The 17,892-nt window shown below is 70.4% G+C and carries 15 protein-coding genes; 11 read left to right on the top strand and 4 right to left on the bottom strand.

All coding sequences use genetic code 11. From position 1 onward, the window contains the following. The first annotated feature begins 10 nt into the window (after positions 1–10). Genes gmd through Q0Q23_RS10665 form a run of 4 tightly spaced genes read left to right on the top strand, consistent with a single transcriptional unit; the run spans position 11 to position 4,093 of the window. A complete protein-coding gene (gene gmd, locus Q0Q23_RS10680; RefSeq protein ID WP_295123042.1) occupies positions 11–1,039 on the top strand; it encodes a GDP-mannose 4,6-dehydratase in 1,029 nt (342 codons plus the stop codon). Then, positions 1,036–2,145 carry a glycosyltransferase family 1 protein gene (locus tag Q0Q23_RS10675; protein WP_295123039.1) on the top strand — a complete coding sequence of 370 codons (1,110 nt, stop codon included), beginning with the start codon at positions 1,036–1,038 and terminating at the stop codon, positions 2,143–2,145. The genes gmd and Q0Q23_RS10675 overlap by 4 nt, the downstream gene beginning before the upstream one ends. Then, entirely contained in the window at positions 2,142–3,107 is a 966-nt protein-coding gene (locus Q0Q23_RS10670) for a GDP-mannose 4,6-dehydratase (protein ID WP_295123036.1), read from the top strand. The genes Q0Q23_RS10675 and Q0Q23_RS10670 overlap by 4 nt, the downstream gene beginning before the upstream one ends. Before the next feature lie 23 nt (positions 3,108–3,130). Further along, positions 3,131–4,093, top strand: coding sequence for a glycosyltransferase family 2 protein (locus tag Q0Q23_RS10665; RefSeq protein WP_295123033.1), 963 nt, complete (start codon positions 3,131–3,133; stop codon positions 4,091–4,093). Positions 4,094–4,129: 36 nt separating this feature from the next. On the opposite strand, the gene Q0Q23_RS10660 is transcribed toward Q0Q23_RS10665, so the two are convergent. The 3 genes from Q0Q23_RS10660 to manA are packed head-to-tail and all read right to left on the bottom strand — an operon-like array spanning position 4,130 to position 7,957. Continuing rightward, complete coding sequence (locus Q0Q23_RS10660; RefSeq protein WP_295123030.1) at positions 4,130–5,425, bottom strand: O-antigen ligase; 1,296 nt, start codon at positions 5,423–5,425, stop codon at positions 4,130–4,132. A gap of 10 nt (positions 5,426–5,435) precedes the next feature. Further along, a complete protein-coding gene (locus tag Q0Q23_RS10655) occupies positions 5,436–6,785 on the bottom strand; it encodes an O-antigen ligase (RefSeq protein WP_295123027.1) in 1,350 nt (449 codons plus the stop codon). Positions 6,786–6,799: 14 nt separating this feature from the next. Further along, entirely contained in the window at positions 6,800–7,957 is a 1,158-nt protein-coding gene (gene manA / locus Q0Q23_RS10650; protein WP_295123024.1) for a mannose-6-phosphate isomerase, class I, read from the bottom strand. Between the two features lie 112 nt (positions 7,958–8,069). Between manA and Q0Q23_RS10645 the strand changes: the two genes are divergently transcribed. The 5 genes from Q0Q23_RS10645 (at position 8,070) to Q0Q23_RS10625 (ending at position 15,563) form a co-directional block, all read left to right on the top strand. After that, entirely contained in the window at positions 8,070–9,248 is a 1,179-nt protein-coding gene (locus Q0Q23_RS10645) for an acyl-CoA dehydrogenase family protein (RefSeq protein WP_295123021.1), read from the top strand. A gap of 76 nt (positions 9,249–9,324) precedes the next feature. Further along, positions 9,325–10,287, top strand: coding sequence for a UDP-glucose 4-epimerase GalE (gene galE / locus Q0Q23_RS10640; protein ID WP_295123016.1), 963 nt, complete (start codon positions 9,325–9,327; stop codon positions 10,285–10,287). Positions 10,288–10,472: 185 nt separating this feature from the next. Then, positions 10,473–10,793, top strand: coding sequence for a WhiB family transcriptional regulator (locus Q0Q23_RS10635; protein WP_295123013.1), 321 nt, complete (start codon positions 10,473–10,475; stop codon positions 10,791–10,793). A 71-nt stretch (positions 10,794–10,864) separates the two neighbouring features. Continuing rightward, complete coding sequence (locus Q0Q23_RS10630) at positions 10,865–14,140, top strand: glycosyltransferase family 2 protein (protein ID WP_295123010.1); 3,276 nt, start codon at positions 10,865–10,867, stop codon at positions 14,138–14,140. Beyond that, a complete protein-coding gene (locus Q0Q23_RS10625; protein WP_295123007.1) occupies positions 14,133–15,563 on the top strand; it encodes a DUF5719 family protein in 1,431 nt (476 codons plus the stop codon). Before Q0Q23_RS10630 ends, Q0Q23_RS10625 begins: the two co-directional genes overlap by 8 nt. 106 nt (positions 15,564–15,669) lie before the next feature. Here the strand turns inward: Q0Q23_RS10625 and Q0Q23_RS10620 are convergent, their stop codons facing one another. Further along, positions 15,670–16,113: a metallopeptidase family protein gene (locus Q0Q23_RS10620; RefSeq protein WP_295123003.1), complete on the bottom strand. Its 444-nt coding sequence runs from the start codon at positions 16,111–16,113 to the stop codon at positions 15,670–15,672. A gap of 42 nt (positions 16,114–16,155) precedes the next feature. Between Q0Q23_RS10620 and Q0Q23_RS10615 the strand changes: the two genes are divergently transcribed. After that, positions 16,156–16,368, top strand: coding sequence for a DUF3499 family protein (locus Q0Q23_RS10615; protein ID WP_055918289.1), 213 nt, complete (start codon positions 16,156–16,158; stop codon positions 16,366–16,368). A 9-nt stretch (positions 16,369–16,377) separates the two neighbouring features. Next, positions 16,378–17,817 (top strand): phosphomannomutase/phosphoglucomutase, encoded by a 1,440-nt coding sequence (locus Q0Q23_RS10610; protein WP_295122997.1) that lies wholly within the window; start codon positions 16,378–16,380, stop codon positions 17,815–17,817. Positions 17,818–17,892 lie beyond the last annotated feature (75 nt).

Below are 17,892 nucleotides of genomic sequence, written 5' to 3'. Positions count from 1 at the left end.
AAGGTTGGACATGACGGAAAGCACGCCGAAGAGGGCCCTCATCACGGGTATCACGGGCCAGGACGGCAGCTACCTCGCCGAACTTCTACTCTCGAAGGGTTACGAGGTCCACGGTCTCATCCGCCGGGCCTCCAACTTCAACACCAACCGGATCGACCACATCTACCAGGACGATCACTCCACGAATCAGCGCTTGAAGCTCCACTTCGGCGATCTCACCGATGGTTCCCGCCTCGTCACACTGCTGAACGAGATCCAGCCGGACGAGGTCTACAACCTCGCGGCCCAGAGCCACGTGCGCGTGAGCTTCGACGAGCCGGAATACACCGGCGACACGACAGGGCTCGGTACGATCCGGCTGCTCGAGGCGATCCGTTCTGCCGGTGTGCACCCCCGCTTCTACCAGGCGAGCAGCTCGGAGATGTTCGGTGCCACGCCGCCGCCGCAGAACGAGGAGACGCCGTTCTATCCGCGCTCGCCGTACGGCGTCGCCAAGGTGTACTCCTACTGGATCACCCGCAACTATCGCGAGGCGTACGGGATCTTCGCGTGCAACGGCATCCTGTTCAACCACGAGTCGCCGCGGCGCGGCGGCACCTTCGTTACCCGCAAGATCACGCGGGCGGTGGCCCGGATCGCCGCCGGCGAGCAGAGCGAGCTCTACATGGGCAACCTCGACGCCGTCCGTGACTGGGGATATGCCCCCGACTATGTCGACGCGATGTGGCGCATGCTCCAGGCCGACGAGCCCGCCGACTACGTCGTCGCCACGGGAACGGCCTACACGGTCAAGGACTTCCTCCGGTTCTCGTTCGAGCGAGCGGGCCTGGAGTGGGAGAAGTATGTGAAGTTCGATGAGCGCTACCTGCGGCCGACCGAAGTCGACTCGCTGGTGGGCGACTACGCGAAAGCCCAGCAGATCCTCGGCTGGACGCCCAACGTGCTCACCCCCCGCCTGGCCGAGATCATGGTCGACGCCGACATCGCCGCCCTCGAAGCGGGCGGCGCGCCCTGGATCGACAAAGTCGAGTTCTCGTGAACGCAGCGACGGAGCCGACCACGAGCCGGCTGGGCGTCGCGCTCTCGATGCTGACCCTCGTCCGCGGCGGCATGGGGGGAAGCGAGACCTACGCGCGCGCGCTGACCGAGCAGCTCGCCGATCGTGACGACGTCGATGCCTCCGTCTTCCTCACGGAGGCATCGCGCGGTTTCAGCCGGGGAATCCCCGAGGAGATCGTCCCAGGGGTGCATGCCGGCGGAAGCACCGTCGACCGTTTGCGCACCGTGGCCGGGCTCCAGTTGCACGCACGGTCCATCCGTCGCCGCTTCGACGCGTTCGACGTCGTCCACTACCCCTTCACCGTCCCGGCGCCCAAGCCCGGTCCGCGTCAGGCGACGGTCCAGTCCCTGCTCGACATCCAGCACCTCGAGCTGCCCGAGTTGTTCAGCCGGGCCGAGCTGCAGTACCGCAAACCGTTCTATGAAGGGTTCGCCCGCCGTGCCGACGCGATCGTGACGATCAGCCAGTTCGCCAAGGACGGCATGGTCGAGAGGCTGGGCCTGGACCCCGAGCGGATCTTCGTTGCCTACCTCGGCGTCGACACGACCCGTTTCGTGCCGTACGACGGCCCGCGCGAGAACTTCGTGCTCTACCCGGCTCGCGGCTGGCCGCACAAGAATCACGCGCGGCTGTTCGAAGCCATGAAGATCGCACGCCGGACCAATCCGGAGTTGACGCTCGTGCTGACCGGCGGTGGGCTGGACACCCTCACCGATGTGCCGGAGTTCGCCGACCGTCGCGGGCTGGTCTCCGACGAGGAGCTGCGCGACCTGTATGGGCGCGCCGGTGCAATGGTCTTCCCGAGTCTCTACGAAGGTTTCGGCCTGCCGCCGTTGGAGGCGATGGCGTCCGGGTGCCCGGTCGCGACCTCCGACTCCGGCTCGCTGCCCGAGGTGGTGGGGGACGCGGCCGTCGTCTTCGACCCGCGGGATCCCGACGCCATCGCGGCCGGGATACTCTCCGCACTGGACCGCTCTGACGAGCTCTCCGCCGCTGGCGTCGAGCATGCACGCTCGTTCACCTGGGAGCGCTGCCGCGACGTGCACCTCGAGGCCTACCGGTTCGCGCACGAGCATCGTCGATGAGCGCCGAGCGTTTCCTCGTCACCGGAGCGGCCGGGCAGGACGGCCGATACCTCGTCGATCGTCTGATCGCCGACGGTGCCGAGGTCCACGCCCTGGTCCACGGCCAGGGATCGGCGGACCTGCTCGCGTCGCGCGCACCGCAGGCGATCCGCCACCTCGGCGACCTCACCGACGCGACGGCGACCGCCGCGTTGGTGGCGCAGGTGCGACCGACCCACATCGTCAACCTCGCGGGCATCACCTCCGTCGCCCGGTCGTGGGCCGCGCCCGCCGCGACGGCCGACGTGCTCGGCGTCGGACCGGTGACCCTGATGGAGGCTGCGTGGGCGCTCCAGACCGACGGACACCCGGTGCGGTTCGTCCAAGCGTCGAGCGCCGAGATCTTCGGCGATGCGCGCGAAGTTCCGCAGACTGAGGACACATCCTTGGCTCCGGTCTCGCCGTACGGTGCAGCGAAAGCCTTCGCGCAGACTATGGTGCGGATCTTCCGCGACCGCGGCCTGTTCGCGGCCTCCGGGATCCTCTACAACCACGAGTCGCCGGAGCGCGCGGAGTCCTTCGTCTCCCGCAAGATCAGCCGGGAGGTCGCTCGGATCCGGCTCGGTCTCTCGGACCGTCTGGTCCTGGGCAATCTGGACGCCGAACGCGACTGGGGGTACGCGCCCGACTATGTCGACGCGCTGCTACGCATCGCCCGGGCGCCCGGACCGGACGACTTCGTCGTCGCGACGGGGCAGTCGCACTCGGTGCGCGACTTCGTCGTCGCGGCGTTCCGGCACGTGGGGATCGCCGAGTGGGAGTCGTACGTCGGCGTCGACCCCCAGTTCCTGCGCCCGGTCGACCCCAACCGCCAGATCGGGAACGCCGCCCGTCTTCGAGCGCTCGGCTGGCGGCCGTCGGTCTCGTTCGACGAGCTGGTCGCGCTCATGGTGGACGCCGACTTGCGGGAGCTCTCGCGATGACGTCGGCGGGGTCTCGGCCTTACGTGTCGGTTGCGCTGTGCACCTACAACGGCGCCCGTTACGTCGTGGAGCAGCTGAACAGCATCCTCGGTCAGACCAGCCTGCCGGCCGAGATCGTCGTGTCCGACGACGATTCCGTCGATGGTACCGTCCGCGAGGTCGAGCGGATCGTGTCGAGTGCGCCCCCTGCCCTGAGTGTCGCCGTGCTCCAGAACACCCCTGCGCTCGGCGTCGTCCGCAATTTCGAGCGCGCGGTGACCGCCACCACAGGCGAGTTGATCGCGCTGTCCGATCAGGACGACGTGTGGCATGCCGACAAGCTGTCGACGGTGCTCGACCTGCTCGCACAGCGACCCGATGTCGACCTGGTGCACAGCGATGCACGCCTCGTGGACGGCGAGGGCCGACCATTGGGTGCGACCCTGTTCGACTACCTCGAGGTGTCTGCTGCCGATCTGGCGGCCGAGCAGTCGGATCAGGGGTTCGGCGTGCTTCTCCGGCGCAATCTGGCCACCGGCGCAACCGTGGTGTTCCGGCGCCGGCTCCTGGACGCCGCGCTGCCCTTTCCGTCGGAGTGGGTGCATGACGAGTGGCTCGCCGTCATCGCTGCGGCGACGGGGCGCGTGGGGGCGCTCGCGACTCCGACGGTCGACTATCGATTGCACGGCTCGAACGAGATCGGCGTGCGCGCACCGACGCTGCGGCGCAAGATCGAGCAGGTCCTGACCGCGGACGGTGAGCGCAATCGTGTGCTCGCCGCCAAGTTCGCCGTGCTCGCCGAACGCCTGCGGCGCCTCGATGTGCCGGAATCGACGGTCAGGCTGGCGGAACGGAAGGCGGCCTTCGAGGGCATCCGGGCCACCCTCCCGGCCGCGCGGATCCGGCGGATCCCCACGGTCTTCCGCGCGGCCCGGGCCGGTTCCTACTCGAAGTTCGCGAGCCAGGGCCGCATGGATATCGTGCGCGATCTCCTCCGGCGTCCCTGATCACGGCAGGGCCACGAAGCCGTGGGGCGCGCTCCATCAGCCGGGGTTTTGCTCCCGATGCGGCAGCCGCAGCCGCCAGCTCATCCCCTGCGACGCCTTGACCGTGCAGATCAGGAGCAGCATCCACCCGGACTCGATCAGGATCGAGCTTTCGAAGACGCTGGTGACCAGGAGTGACACCAGCACGAGCGGTGCCCAGGCGTAGACCACGCTGCGGCGGTTCGAGGCGAGCAGCCAGGAGCGGCTGAACGCGAGAGCGATCAGCGCGACGAAGAGCAGGACGCCGACGATCCCGACCTGGAGGTACACGTCCAGGTAGGCGTTCAGGCCGTCGGCGTGGTAGACGCCGGTCGCGTCCTGGATGGCGTCGAACGGGTAGAGGTCGGTCGGCCACGCACCGACCCATCCCCAGCCGGCGAACTGGTTGATCGGGATGAGCTCCCAGATCTGGATCCACAGCTTGTAGCGCACCTGGAAGTCCGCCCGGGCGTTCAGCAGGTCGATCACGCGCGTGCGGTAGATGTAGGCGGTCACCAGGACCGCGACCGTCACGACCGCCAGCGCCCACTGGACCAGCGTGCGCCGGTGCGCCGGAACCTTGCGCAGGAAGTACAGGGCGACGGTGGCGAACCCGACGACCACGGACACCGCCGCGATCACGGGGGAGTGCGCGAGCAGGATGCAGAGCACCGCGAGCGTGATCGAGTATGCCGCCAGCTGCGGGCGCACCGAGCGTGTCCGCAGCTCGACCAGGAACGTGACGAACGCGATGAGGGCGACGATGCTGAGCGCGTTGCGGGAGCCGAACAGGCCCTGGATCGGGCCGCCGGCGGCGATGTTGCCGGCGATGCCCAGGAACCGGATCGGCACGTCCAGCAGGAGGCCGCTGAGGATCTCGAGCGCGAGCGACACCGTCAGCAGCGCCCGGAGGGCGTCGCCGACGACGCGGACGATCTGGATGGCGTCGCGCACCAGCGCGATGTAGACGGCGAGGAACGCGAACAGGAGCTGGTAGACCACTCCGGCCACGGTCGCCCACTGGTAGTCGCTCCAGATCACGGACAGCGCGCACCAGCCGACGAAGAGGAGCGCCGAGATGGGCAGCAGGCCGTGCCACTCGATCAGCTTGCGCTGGGCGATGAACGACAGCGCTGCCAGGACGGCGACGGTGCCGAGCACTCCGATGAGACCGGGCCAGCCGATCACCGCGCGGATGGCGTGCGTCGAGAATCCGGTCACGACGGCCACCAGTGCGAGCGTGGAGGTGAACCGGGCCGATCCGAGGAACTCGGTCACCGCGGGCGGCACCAGAGTTCGACGCGGTTCGGCCATGAAGAGAATCCTACGGGGCGGACTGCTTGGTCTTCACGGAGATGAGCACAAGCAGCGTCCAGCCCGCCTCGATCAGGATGCGGCTCTCGGCGAGGCTCTGCGCGAGCAGCGCGGCGAGGAGGAGCAGGGGCAGCAGCGTCAACGCGGTGTAGGGCAGGTGGTCGGCGACGGCGAACCGCGGCCGGTCGACGGCCTGGAACCACGACCTCCACAGCGTGCTCACGATGAGCAGGGCGAAGATCACCAGGCCGACGATCCCGAGCTGGAGCCAGACGTCCAGCCACGCGTTGTGCGCCTGCAGGTAGACGACGCCGCCGCGTTCGGCCAGGTTCTTGAAGGGTTCCACCCAGGGCGCCCAGTAGCTCACCCAGCCCCAGCCGAACGCCGGCCGCTCCTGCGCCAGGTGGATCACCGAGTTCCAGATGGTGAGCCGGCCGGTGAGGTCCTCGCTCTTGCCGAGCAGCACGGGGATCTTCGAGGCGAACAGCACCACGGCGACGACCACGACGACCAGCAGCGCTGCAGCGGTCAGGTAGACGGGCCTCCGGCGATCGGGGCCGGCCCGGCGGGTCCACAGTGCGAAGCCGAGCACCGCCGCGGTGAACACCGTCGCCACGAACACGGTCGACGAGCGCGTGAGGGCGAAGGTCACCACAGCGACGACCAGCCAGGTGATCGCCGTGCCGCGCCGGATGGTGCGATCGGCGAGTTGGACACCGAACACGACGAAGGCGAGCAGGGCCACCATCGCGAGCAGGTTGCTGTTGCCCACGATGCCCTGGATCTGACCGCCGTGGAACAGCAGGTCCCTGCTCCAGTAGAACGCAGCCGGGATGTGGCCGGACGGGACGGGCTGCGCCGGCGTCAGGGGGAGGATGGGGTGCCGCACGAACACGGCGACGATCAGCTCGAACAGCAGCGACAGCCCGAGGATCCAACGGAACGCGTTGGCCAGCGCGGTCATGATGGCGCGCCAGCTCAGGCACAGGGCGAGGAACACAGCCGCGGCGGTCGTCGCCAGCTGCGCCAGCAGTCCGAGGGCCGTGGCGCCGGGGTAGGCGGACCAGGACACGGAGAGGATCGCCAGCGCCAGGAAGAGCACCAGCGTCTTCGGCGTCTTGCGCCAGCGGAACGGCGGGCGCGTCCGAACGAGGAAGACGATGCTGCCGATCGCCAGCAGCGCGGCGAGCACGAAGTATCCGGGCCAGCTGATCAGGTTGCGCCAGAAGTCCCCGGCGAAGAGCGTGAAGAGCAGCAGGACGGCGAAAACCGAGGCGCCGGTGCCCGAGGCCGCGCGCGCGGTGCGCACACGATCGCTCAGCGACGACCCGCTGGACGGCACGGGCGTCGGGCTGCTCACCCCCGAAGAATAGCTCACCGGTTCGGCGTCGCGATGAAGAGCGTCCCCGCCCCGCCGACGACGGACAGCCTGCGCTCGTCCGCCGTCACCACGGCGGCCTCGCCACGCTCGAGCCGCAGCGCCTCCGTCGCTCCCTCGAGCTCCAGGTCGCCGGCGGTGCAGAGCACGATCGCGGTACCGGGGAGGTCGACGGAGGCGGAGGGGACGTCCCCGCCGACCTCGACGCGGATCAGCCGGAAGTCGGGCACGTCGGGGACGAACTCCTCCACGCCGGGTGCAGGGCGCTCGCGCACCATCGGCGTGACGGCGAACGGGGCGAAGTCGAGGATCCGCACCAGCTCCGGTACGTCGATGCGCTTGGGCGTGAGGCCGCCCCGGAGCACGTTGTCGGAGGCCGCCATCAGCTCGATGCCGACTCCGCGCAGATAGGCGTGGATGTTGCCCGCCGGTAGGTAGAGCGCCTCGCCCGGGCGCAGCGCGACCCGGTTGAGGAGGAGGGCGAGGACGATGCCGGGGTCGCCGGGGAAGGCGTCCGCCAGCATCCGGACGGCCTCGGCGTCGACGCCGTCGGCGTCCCGCGCGGCGGCGACGATCGCGTCGACCACGTCGGCGACCTCGGCGGCGCCTCCCAGCAGCCACTCCGTGGCCCGCCGCAGCGCGCCGGCCGGCTCGCCCTGGAGGGTCGCGGCGAACGCAGCGACCGCCGGGTCGTCTCCGGCGAGCCGCTCCAGAGCGGCGCGGCTGTCCGCGGGCTCGCGGAACCCGCACAGCGCGTCGAACGGATCGGAGAGGGCGAAGATCATCTCCGGCTTGTGGAACGGGTCTTTGTAGTTGCGTTCGGGAGAGTCGGGCGCGAGGCCTTCCGCGTTCTCCCGGTCGAACCCGGCGCGCGCCTGCTGCGACGACGGGTGGGCCTGCAGCGAGAGCGGGCTCGCCGCGGCGAGCACCTTGAGGAGGTAGGGAAGCTTTCCGGCGGTCTCGGTCCAGTGCGCCAGGTCGCCGGCGCCGTCGGTCTGGGTGGAGTCGAGGATCCGGGCGGGGGAGCCGGGGTGCGCACCGAGCCACAGCTCCGCCTCCGGCGCCCCGCTGGGCGTTGTGCCGAGGAGCCCGGCGATCGCCGTGGTGGATCCCCACGCGTAATCGCGCGGAGTGTTGCCGATGCGCACAAACATCCGTCGTGTTCCCTTCGGTCCGGTTAGACCAAAGTACCAATCGCTTTGCCGCGCTCCCGGCCGTTGCCTAGGCTGACGACGCCTCTGCCCGACCGGACGCAATGGAGCACACATGGCCTTCGAGACCCTCGCCAGCGACTTCTACGGCTTCGAGAACCTCCTCACCGAGCGCGAGAAGGATTTCCTCGCGAACCTGCGCTCGCGCCTCGAAGGCGAGATCAAGCCGATCGTGAACGAGTACTGGGAGCGGGCCGAGTTCCCGCACCAGATCATCGACGTGCTGCACGGGGCGGGAACGATCGGGCTCGGCTTCGCGGAGACGGCGCCGTTCGAGAATTCGGCCGTCTTCCGCGGCTGGGTCGCCCTCGAGCTCGCCCGCGTCGACGCCTCCGTCAGCACGTACGTCGGTGTGCAGAACGGTCTGGCGCTCGGCGCCGTCGGCGTCTGCGGCTCGGCCGAGCAGCGGGCGGAGTGGCTGCCCAAGCTGGCCAGCGGCGAAGTGCTCGGCGCTTTCGGCCTCACCGAGCCGGACTCGGGCTCGGACTCCGCGCAGGGCCTGCGCACCGTCGCGACGCGCGACGGGGACGACTGGATCCTGAACGGCTCCAAGCGCTGGATCGGCAACGCCACCTTCAGTGACATCACCATCATCTGGGCCAAGAGCGCCGAGGACGGGCAGGTGAAGGGGTTCATCGTGCCGACCAGCACGCCCGGCTACACCGCCACGAAGATCGAGGGCAAGCAGTCGCTGCGCATCGTCCAGAACGCCGACATCACACTGGAGAACGTGCGGGTGCCCGAGTCGCTGCGCCTGCAGAACGCCGACAGCTTCCGCGACACCGCCGCCGTCCTGCGGTTGACGCGGGCCGAGGTGGCGTGGGCGGCCGTCGGTGTCGCGGTCGGCGCGTACGAGGCGGCGCTGCGCTACGCGAAGGAGCGCGTGCAGTTCGGCAAGCCGATCGCCAAGCACCAGCTCATCCAGGACCTGCTGGTGAAGTCCGTCGGTGACATCACGGCTTCGATCGCGCTGTGCACGCGCGTCTCGCAGATGCTCGACGACGACGAGCAGCGCGACGAGCACTCCGCCCTCGCCAAGGCGTTCGCGACCGCCAGGATGCGTGAGACGGTCGCCCGCTGCCGCGAGCTCATGGGCGGGAACGGGATCGTGATCGACTACGACGTCGCCCGCTTCTTCGCCGATGCGGAGGCGCTCTACTCCTACGAGGGGACGCGCGAGATGAACACGCTCATCGTCGGGCGGGCGATCACCGGCGAGGCCGCGTTCGTCTGACACCGTCGAAGCCCCCTCGCCGCCGACGGTAGGGTTTCGTTCTGAATCCCTTTTCGTCTCGAGGCTGGAGGACGCCGTGGCGTGGTTGGTGACCGGAGGTGCCGGATACATCGGCTCCCACGTGGTGCGGGCGTTCCGTGCCGAGGGCAACGAGGTGGTCGTCGTGGACGATCTGTCGAGCGGCCACGAGGAGTTCGTGCCCTCCGATGTGCCGTTCTACCGCGGCACCATCCTCGACGGGGCGCTGCTGGAGCGGATCTTCCGCGAGAACACGATCAGCGGCGTCGTGCACGTGGCCGGCTTCAAGTACGCCGGCGTCTCCGTCCAGCGCCCGCTGCACACCTACGAGCAGAACGTGACGGCCACCGCCGTGCTGCTGGCCGCGATGCAGGAGGCGGGGGTGGACGCGATCGTCTTCTCGTCCTCCGCCGCGGTCTACGGCACCCCCGACGTCGAGACGGTCACCGAGGCCACGCCGAAGAACCCCGAGTCGCCCTACGGCGAGTCGAAGCTGATCGGCGAATGGCTGCTGCGCGACCAGGAGATCGCCGCCGGGCTCCGGCACACCTCTCTGCGCTACTTCAACGTGGTGGGCTCCGGCGACCCGGCGTTGCGCGACACCAGCCCGCACAACCTCTTCCCACTCGTCTTCGATGCGCTCGTGGCCGGCCGCACCCCCCGGATCAACGGCGACGACTACCCGACACCCGACGGCACCTGCGTGCGCGACTACATCCATGTCGCCGATCTGGCGGTCTCGCACGTGGCCGCGGCCAAGCGCCTCGACGCCGGCGAGCCGGTGGAGGCCGTGTACAACCTCGGCAGCGGCGACGGCGTCAGCGTCGGCGAGATCATGTCGACGGTGGCCTCCGTCACCGGAATCGCCTTCACCCCAGAAGTGGGGCCTCGACGGCCGGGCGACCCGGCGAGGATCGTTGCCTCAGGAGAGCTCGCAGCCCGCGATCTCGACTGGAAGATGCGCCACACTCTCGACGAGATGGTAGGCAGCGCCTGGGAAGCACGCCAGGCGGCGTCCTGAATCCCGGTCGATGGGGGTAGACAGGTCGGGCGTGTCGCGATCGTTGTCGTTCGTCGGCGCGTCGTGAAGTCTCGACCAGGCGTTAAGGCTTTACGATTCGCGACTTGACGTAGGCGAATGACAACGGTGTAATTATTGCGACACGACAAACGTGTCGCAGGCAGTTCAAGGGTGGGGAGACCGATATGGCGATTCCTGAATATCGTTCTGGGGTACCCGACGACTGGTTCATCGATCCGGTGCGACTCGGAGTTCCGGGGGTCCGGGTGGGTGTCGACGACGACAACCCTCTCGCCTGGCAGTCGGACGCGCTGTGCGCACAGACGGATCCCGAGGCGTTCTTCCCCGAGAAGGGCGGCTCGACGCGCGACGCCAAACGGATCTGCACCTCGTGCGAGGTCCGCTCCCAGTGCCTCGAATACGCGCTCTCGAACGACGAGCGCTTCGGCATCTGGGGTGGACTCTCGGAGCGCGAGCGCCGCAAGCTCCGCAAGCGCGCCGGCTGAGCCGGGTCGAATACGCGCCGCGCCCGACGCACTACCGGGATCGGCGCAGCCCCAACTTAAGCTGACTCCCGATGTATCCGAGAGTCACCGCCATCGTCGTCGCCCACAGCGGCGGCCCCCGCCTGCAGCGCACTCTCGACGCCATCGCGGCGCAGACCCGCCAACCGGACGCCGTGATCGCCGTCGACTGCGCGAGCACGGACGACGCCGCGCGCCTGTTGGCCGACTCGAAGCCCACGCACCTGCTCCGCAGCGGAGAGAAGCTGCCGTTCGGCTCGGCCGTCTCGACCGCGATCCGGGTCCTGCCGCCCACGTCGTCGCCCGATGAGCTGATCTGGCTGCTCGCGCACGACACTGCTCCTGAGCCGGAGGCGCTTCGGGCTCTGCTCGGCGCCCTGGAGGTGTCGCCCTCCGTCGCGGTCGTCGGGCCGAAGCTGGTCGACGCGGACGATGCCGCATTCATCCGCGAGTTCGGCGAGACGATGACCCCGTTCGGCGCCTCGCTGCCGTTGGTGGAGAACGAGCTCGACCAGGCGCAGCACGACGGCCTGAGCGACGTCCTCGCCGTCTCCTCGGCCGGAATGCTCGTTCGCCAGCCGGTCTGGGAGGCCCTGGACGGCTTCGACCCCGCCCTCCCGACCGTCGACGACGGACTCGACTTCTGCACCAGGGCGCGCCTCGCCGGCTACCGGGTCACGCTGGTCGCCGCCGCGCGCGTCGCGGTCGGCGGCGACGGACTCGCCGGCCCGAACCTGTCCCGCAAGTGGTCGGTCCGCCGCAAACTCGCGGGCGAGCGGCGGCGTGCGCAGCTGCACCGCCGCATGGCCTACGCACCGGGCTGGGCGGTCGTGCCGCACTGGCTGACGCTCGTGCCGCTCGCGATCCTGCGTTCGATCCTCCGCCTGCTGCGCAAGGAGCCGGGCTCGGTCGGCGGAGAACTGGGCGCGGCGTTCCGGGTGGCGTTCTCCGGGCTGGCGGTGAGCAACGCCCGCCGGAGGCTCGCGAAGGCGAGGACCGTGAGCTGGGCGGCGATCGCACCGCTGCGGATCCCGTTCGCCGACGTGCGGCGCAGCAGGGCGCTCAAACGGGAAGCCGCGCTGGTCCGCCAGCAGGGCGAGCGTCAAGACCTCGACTTCTGGGGGACGGGAGGCGGGTGGACCGTCCTGGCGGCGCTGGTCATCGGCGTCGCGCTCTTCTATCCGATCGCCTCCTCGAGCGCCATCACGGGCGGCGGGATGCTTCCCCTCAACGCATCGGTCGGCCAGCTCTGGGCGAACCTCGGCTACGGCTGGCGCGACGTCAACCTCGGCTTCGTCGGAGCGGCCGACCCGTTCTCGGGCGTTCTCGCCGTGCTGGGCACGCTCGCTTTCTGGCAGCCCAGCGCCGCCCTCGTGGCGGTGTGGCTGTTCGCGCTGCCGCTGTCGGCACTCGGCGCGTGGCTGGCGGCCGCGCGCCTCACCGTACGGCCGACACTGCGGGCGTTCGCCGGCATCGCCTATGCACTCGCTCCGACCCTCTTCATCGCGCTGCAGGGAGGCAGGCCCGGTGCGGTGCTCGCTCACCTCCTGCTTCCGTGGCTGTTCTTTGCGGGCCTCGCCGCCCGCCGATCGTGGACCGCCAGCGCCACGACCGCACTGCTGGCCGCCGCGACCGTCGCCTGCGCGCCCGTGCTCATCCCGGCGCTCGCGGTCGCGTGGGTCGCCGCCATCGTGTTCGCCGGCCGTCGTGCGGCCCGCATCGTCTTCATCCCGCTGCCCGCCGTCGTGCTGTTCGCCCCGCTCGCCTGGCAGCAGGCGGCCCGTGGTGCCTGGCTGTCGGTCTTCGCCGACCCCGGAGTGGTGCTCGACGCGCGGCAGACGCCCGCCTGGCAGCTCGCGCTCGGGTTCCCCGACGGCACGCTCGGCGGGTGGCACGCCATCGCGGCCGCGCTGCCCTTCGGCACCGGGGCCGGCAACATCCTGGTGCCCGTGCTGCTCGCACCACTGGGCATCCTCGCGATCCTGGCGCTGTTCCTGCGCGGCACGGTGCGTGCCGTCGTCGCGCTGCTCGTCGCTCTCGCCGGCTTCCTGACCGCCGTCACAGCGCTGCACATCCAGGTCGCCGTGAACGGCTCGACGGTCGCACCGATCTGGCCGGGGAGCGCACTCAGCCTGTACTGGTGCGGTCTGATCGGGGCGGCCGTGCTCGCACTGTCCGCGCTGCGCCGAGGCTCGCTCGCTCCGGCGTGGGTCGCGATGATGACGCTGGCGATCGCCGCTGTCCCCTCCGCGATCGCGACGCACGACGGCCAGGCGGCGATCACCGCCACCGACGGGCGCACCATGCCCGCGGTCGTCACGGCGAAGGCGGCGACGCAGCCGCGCGCGGGGACGCTGCGCATCACCCCGCAGCCCGACGGCGGGATCCAGGCGGAGGTCATCCGGGGTTCGGGGCAGACGCTCGACGCCCAGACGACGTTGAGCTCGACGGCGCGCTCCCTGACCCCGGGCCAGCGCGAGCTGGCCACCCTCGCCGGCAACCTGTCGTCGCGCAGCGGGTACGACGCATCGGGTGAGCTCAAACGACTCGGGATCGACTTCGTGCTGCTCGCACCGCCGGCGACGACGCTCAACGAGAAGCAGCTGGGCGCCGAGCCGGACACCACGGCCGCCGAGGCGACCAGGACCCGTGCCGGCGTCGCGATGGACGCCGACCCGCTGCTGGTCTCGGTCGGCCAGACGACCACCGGCTCGCTCTGGGCGTTCGATCGCGGCACGGCGGTCGTTCCTCCGGCAGCGCAGATACCGCCGGACGCCGGCGGATTCTGGAGACTGATCGTGCTCCTCGTGCAGGGCGTGATCGTGGGCTTCACGCTGCTGCTGGCCATCCCGACGACCCGTTCAGCCGACCGCGTCTCGGAGTTGAACGCGCGACGGCCGGAGCGCCGGCACGGAGGCGAGCCTCCCGCGGTCGAGCCGGACGACGAGCCCGACCCGCCGTCCGACGGCGATGTGTCGATCGCGGAGGAGAGCCTCGACGACTGGGAAGCCGAGCCCGAGGAGGAGGCGGCCGTCGAGTCGTACGGCGGCGGAGACGCCGAATCGCCGGAGCCCGTCGTGGAGCCGGAGCCGGTCGTGGAGCCGGAGCCGGTCGTGGAGCCGGAGCCGGTCGTGGAGCCGGAGCCGGTCGTTGAGCCGGAACCGGAGCCGGATCCGGTCGTTGAGCCGCACCCGGATCCGGAGCCCGGCCCCGATCGCGACCTCGGCTCCGCACCCGTGTCCGTCGGGGCGCCGACGACCCTGGAGGACGGCCTCGACGAGACCATCATCCGACCGCGCCCGTCCACAGAGGGGAACGCCCGTGGCTGATCGTCGCACCCTGGCACAGAGCGGCGTCCGCGCGATCGGCGGAGTCGTCGGCATCGGGATCGCCGCCGTCGTCATCGCCGGAGCGACCCTGCTCCCGCTCCCCGGCTTCGCCATCGACGCGCCCTCCCAGACCGTGCGTCCGGTGCCGGCCGATCAGCAGCGCGTGTGTCCCGGCCCGCTGCTCGCGCTTGCCGCCGACTCCGGACAGGCCACGCGGCCGAGCGCGATCGGATCGTTCTCCTCGGTGTACGGGGCGTCCGGAGCCGACACGCAGAACCGCACGCTCCGGCCCGACGCCGACACCACCTCCGCGGACCAGGCGCCGCTCGCCCTGACGGCGACGACGCCGAAGGGCGCGACCCGGCCGCCGCTGTTCGCCGGAGCGCAGGTGCAGAACGCCCAGACCGACGACCTGGCGGGACTCGCAGCGGCCTCCTGCGCCGAGGCGTCAGCCGACAGCTGGCTGGTCGCCGGGTCCACCACCCTCGGCCAGACCAGCCTGGTGCTGCTGTCGAATCCGACGTCGGTCGACGCGACGGTCAACCTCGACATCTACACCGAGACGGGCAGAGTCAGCGCTCCGGGCGCCACCGGCATCGTCGTGCCGGCCGGCGCCCAGAAAGTCGTGCCGCTGGCCGGCCTCGCCCCGTCGGCGACCGCCCCGGTGGTGCACGTCAGCACGACGGGCGGGCAGGTGGTCGCCAGCCTGCAGCAGAGCTTCGAGCAGGGCATCCAGCCGCGCGGCGTCGAACTCGTCGGCGCGACGGGCTCGCCCGACCGGGTGCAGACGATCCCCGGTGTGACCGTCGCCTCCCTCGCAGCGATCACCGCTGCGCAGTCGGCCGAGAGTGTCGGCGTGGACTTCCCTGCGGTGCGCGTGCTCGTTCCCGGCGACCGCGACGCCAAGATCACGATCGGCGCGGTGGGGGAGGCCGGCACGAACGCCGGCAACTCCTACGCGCAGACGGTGAAGGCGGGCAACGTCGCGGAGATCCCGCTCGACAACCTCAAAGACGGCAACTTCACCGTGACGATCCGCTCGGACGTCCCGGTCGTCGCGGCCGTGCGCACGTCCGTCATCGGAGCGAAGACACGGGACTTCTCCTGGTTCGTCTCCGCACCCGCGATCGGCGACTCGCAGCTCGTCGCCATCCCGCCCGGGCCCAAGCCGCTCCTGCACTTCGCCAACGCGGGCGAGGCCGACGCGAAGGTGAAGGTCGAGCCGGCAGCCGGTGCGCCCATCTCCGTCACGGTCCCCGCCGAGGGCGGCGCGAACGTGGCCCTGCCCAGCGGTCGGTACACGGTGAAGGGCGCGGACGGCTTGGAGGTCAGCGTGAGCGTGAGCGGCGACGGGCAGGCCAGCAGTTTCGCCGTCGCGCCGGCGGGCCCGCTCGCTGCTCCGATCGACGTCTACCCGCACTGACGACGTCTACCCGCACTGACGACGTCTACCCGCACTGACGAGGTCCATCCGCACTGACGAGGTCCAGCCTCACGGCGCGGGCGGCCCGCCAAACAGCACAGCGCGATCAGAAGTGCCGGAACCGGTCCGGCGCGAGATCCCACGGGTCTTTGCCGAGCAGCTCGGCCACGGCGCGGAACACGCACCCCTCGATGTACATGCGGCGGTGGAGGTCGTCGTCGCGGTGCAGCTTGGTCAGCCGCTGGATGGGCACCCGGTAGAGCACGATGCGTCGCCGGGCGTGGTCGACCAACCAGCGGTCGACGCCGTCGGTGCCGGTGTTGCCGGTCGGCGTGGCCGCGACCTCGAAGTGCACGTTCGCCAGCTCGTCCGGCCAGACCCCCTTGAGGTAGTCCGCGGTGGAGGCGACGGTCATGTCGAAGAAGTCGATGCGGTTCTGCAGCATGGGCAGATGCGGGCCGGTGACCGGGCCGCGCGCGCCTCTGCCGTGACGGCTGCGCCACCGGCTGGTCGCCGGAGGGTTGCTGCTGGTGCGGCGGTTGCGGGGCATGTCGCCATCCTACGTCGGTGGTGCTCCGGTAGTCTGAGCGCGATGTTGAGCCGCCCGTGTTCCCGTGTCGCCTGCCCGCGCGACGCCGTGTCGACGCTGACCTACGTGTACGCGGACTCGATGGCGGTCCTCGGCCCGCTCAGCCTCTCGCACGAGCCGCACTCCTACGACCTCTGCGCCATCCACGCCGAGCGCCTGTCGGCACCGCAGGGCTGGCAGATCGTGCGTCACGAGGTCTTCGGCGAGATCAAGTAAGGTGACCCGGTGCATACCTCCGACTCGATCGACGACTTCCGTGCCGCCCTCTCCGCGGTGGTCAAGACCTACGACATCCGCGGCCTGGTCGGCAGCGCGCTGACAGCGGAGATCGTCACCGCCGTCGCCGCCGGCTTCGTCGACGAGATCGGCGCCGCCGGATCGGAGGTCGTCGTCGGGCACGACATGCGCGACTCGTCGCCGGAGTTCGCCGCGGCGTTCGCCCGCGGTGCGCAGGCCCGCGGCGCCGACGTCGTTTCCATCGGCCTGTGCTCGACCGACGAGTCGTACTACGCGTCCGGCGCCTTGAACGCTGCCGCGGCGATGTTCACCGCCAGCCACAATCCCGCGACGTACAACGGCATCAAGCTGTCGCGCGCCGGGGCGCAGGGCATCAGCCTCGACACGGGACTCGCCGCCATCCGCGACCGCGCCGCCGTCTACCTCGCCGACGGTCTCGTCGAGGTGGATCGACCGGGCGGCCACCGCGAGCTGGACGTCCTCGCCGACTATGCGGCCTACCTGCGCGGCCTCGTCGATCTGAGCGCCATCCGGCCGATCCGGGTCGTCGTCGACGCGGGCAACGGCATGGGCGGGCTCACCGTCCCGGCCGTCCTGGGCGAGGCTGCCGGCCTACCCGCGCTGCCCATCGAGATCATGCCGATGTACTTCGAGCTCGACGGGAGCTTTCCGAACCACGAGGCGAACCCGCTCGAGCCCGCGAACCTCGTCGACCTGCAGGCCGCCGTCGTCGAGCACGGCGCCGACCTCGGGCTGGCCTTCGACGGCGATGCCGACCGCTGTTTCGTCGTGGACGAGACCGGGGCGGCCGTCTCGCCGTCGGCCGTCGCCGCGATCGTCGCCGTCCGCGAGATCGCGCGCGTGCGGGCCGCCGACCCCGACGCCGACATCACCGTCATCCACAACCTGATCACCTCCAACATCGTCCCGGAGGCCATCGAGGCCGCCGGCGCGACGCCGTATCGCACGCGCGTCGGCCACTCCCTCATCAAAGACGCGATGCGCGCGACCGGCGCCGTCTTCGGCGGCGAGCACTCCGCCCACTACTACTTCCGCGACTTCTGGAGCGCCGACAACGGCATGCTGGCCGCGATGCATCTCCTCGCCGAGTTCGGCTCGCAAGACCGGCCGCTCTCCGCGCTGGCGGCGGAGTACAGCCCGTACGTGCAGTCCGGCGAGATCAACTCGTCGGTGGAGGACGTGCCGGCCGCCTACGCTCGCATCGTCGAGGCGTTCACGGGTCGCGCGGAGTTCGACGAGCTCGACGGCCTCACCGTCACCGGGCTGACCGACGAGAGCGAGCCGTTCTGGTGGTTCTCGGTGCGCCCGTCGAACACGGAGCCGCTGCTGCGGCTGAACGTGGAGGCCGCGGACACCGCCACGATGTCGCGGGTCCGGGACGAGGTGCTGGCGCTCATCAGGGCGTGACGGCTCGGGAGCGCTGGTCGCGTCGGCCGATCGCGTGCCTGCTGCCCCTGGCTCCGCCGCGCGCCCGTGCGAGAA

Origin of the sequence: uncultured Leifsonia sp. (genome assembly GCF_945957465.1) — a bacterium.
In the GTDB taxonomy this organism is placed as follows: Bacteria; Actinomycetota; Actinomycetes; order Actinomycetales; family Microbacteriaceae; genus Leifsonia.
The sequence above is the reverse complement of the archived record's forward strand: the minus strand, read 5'-3'. Positions and strand labels throughout refer to the sequence as shown.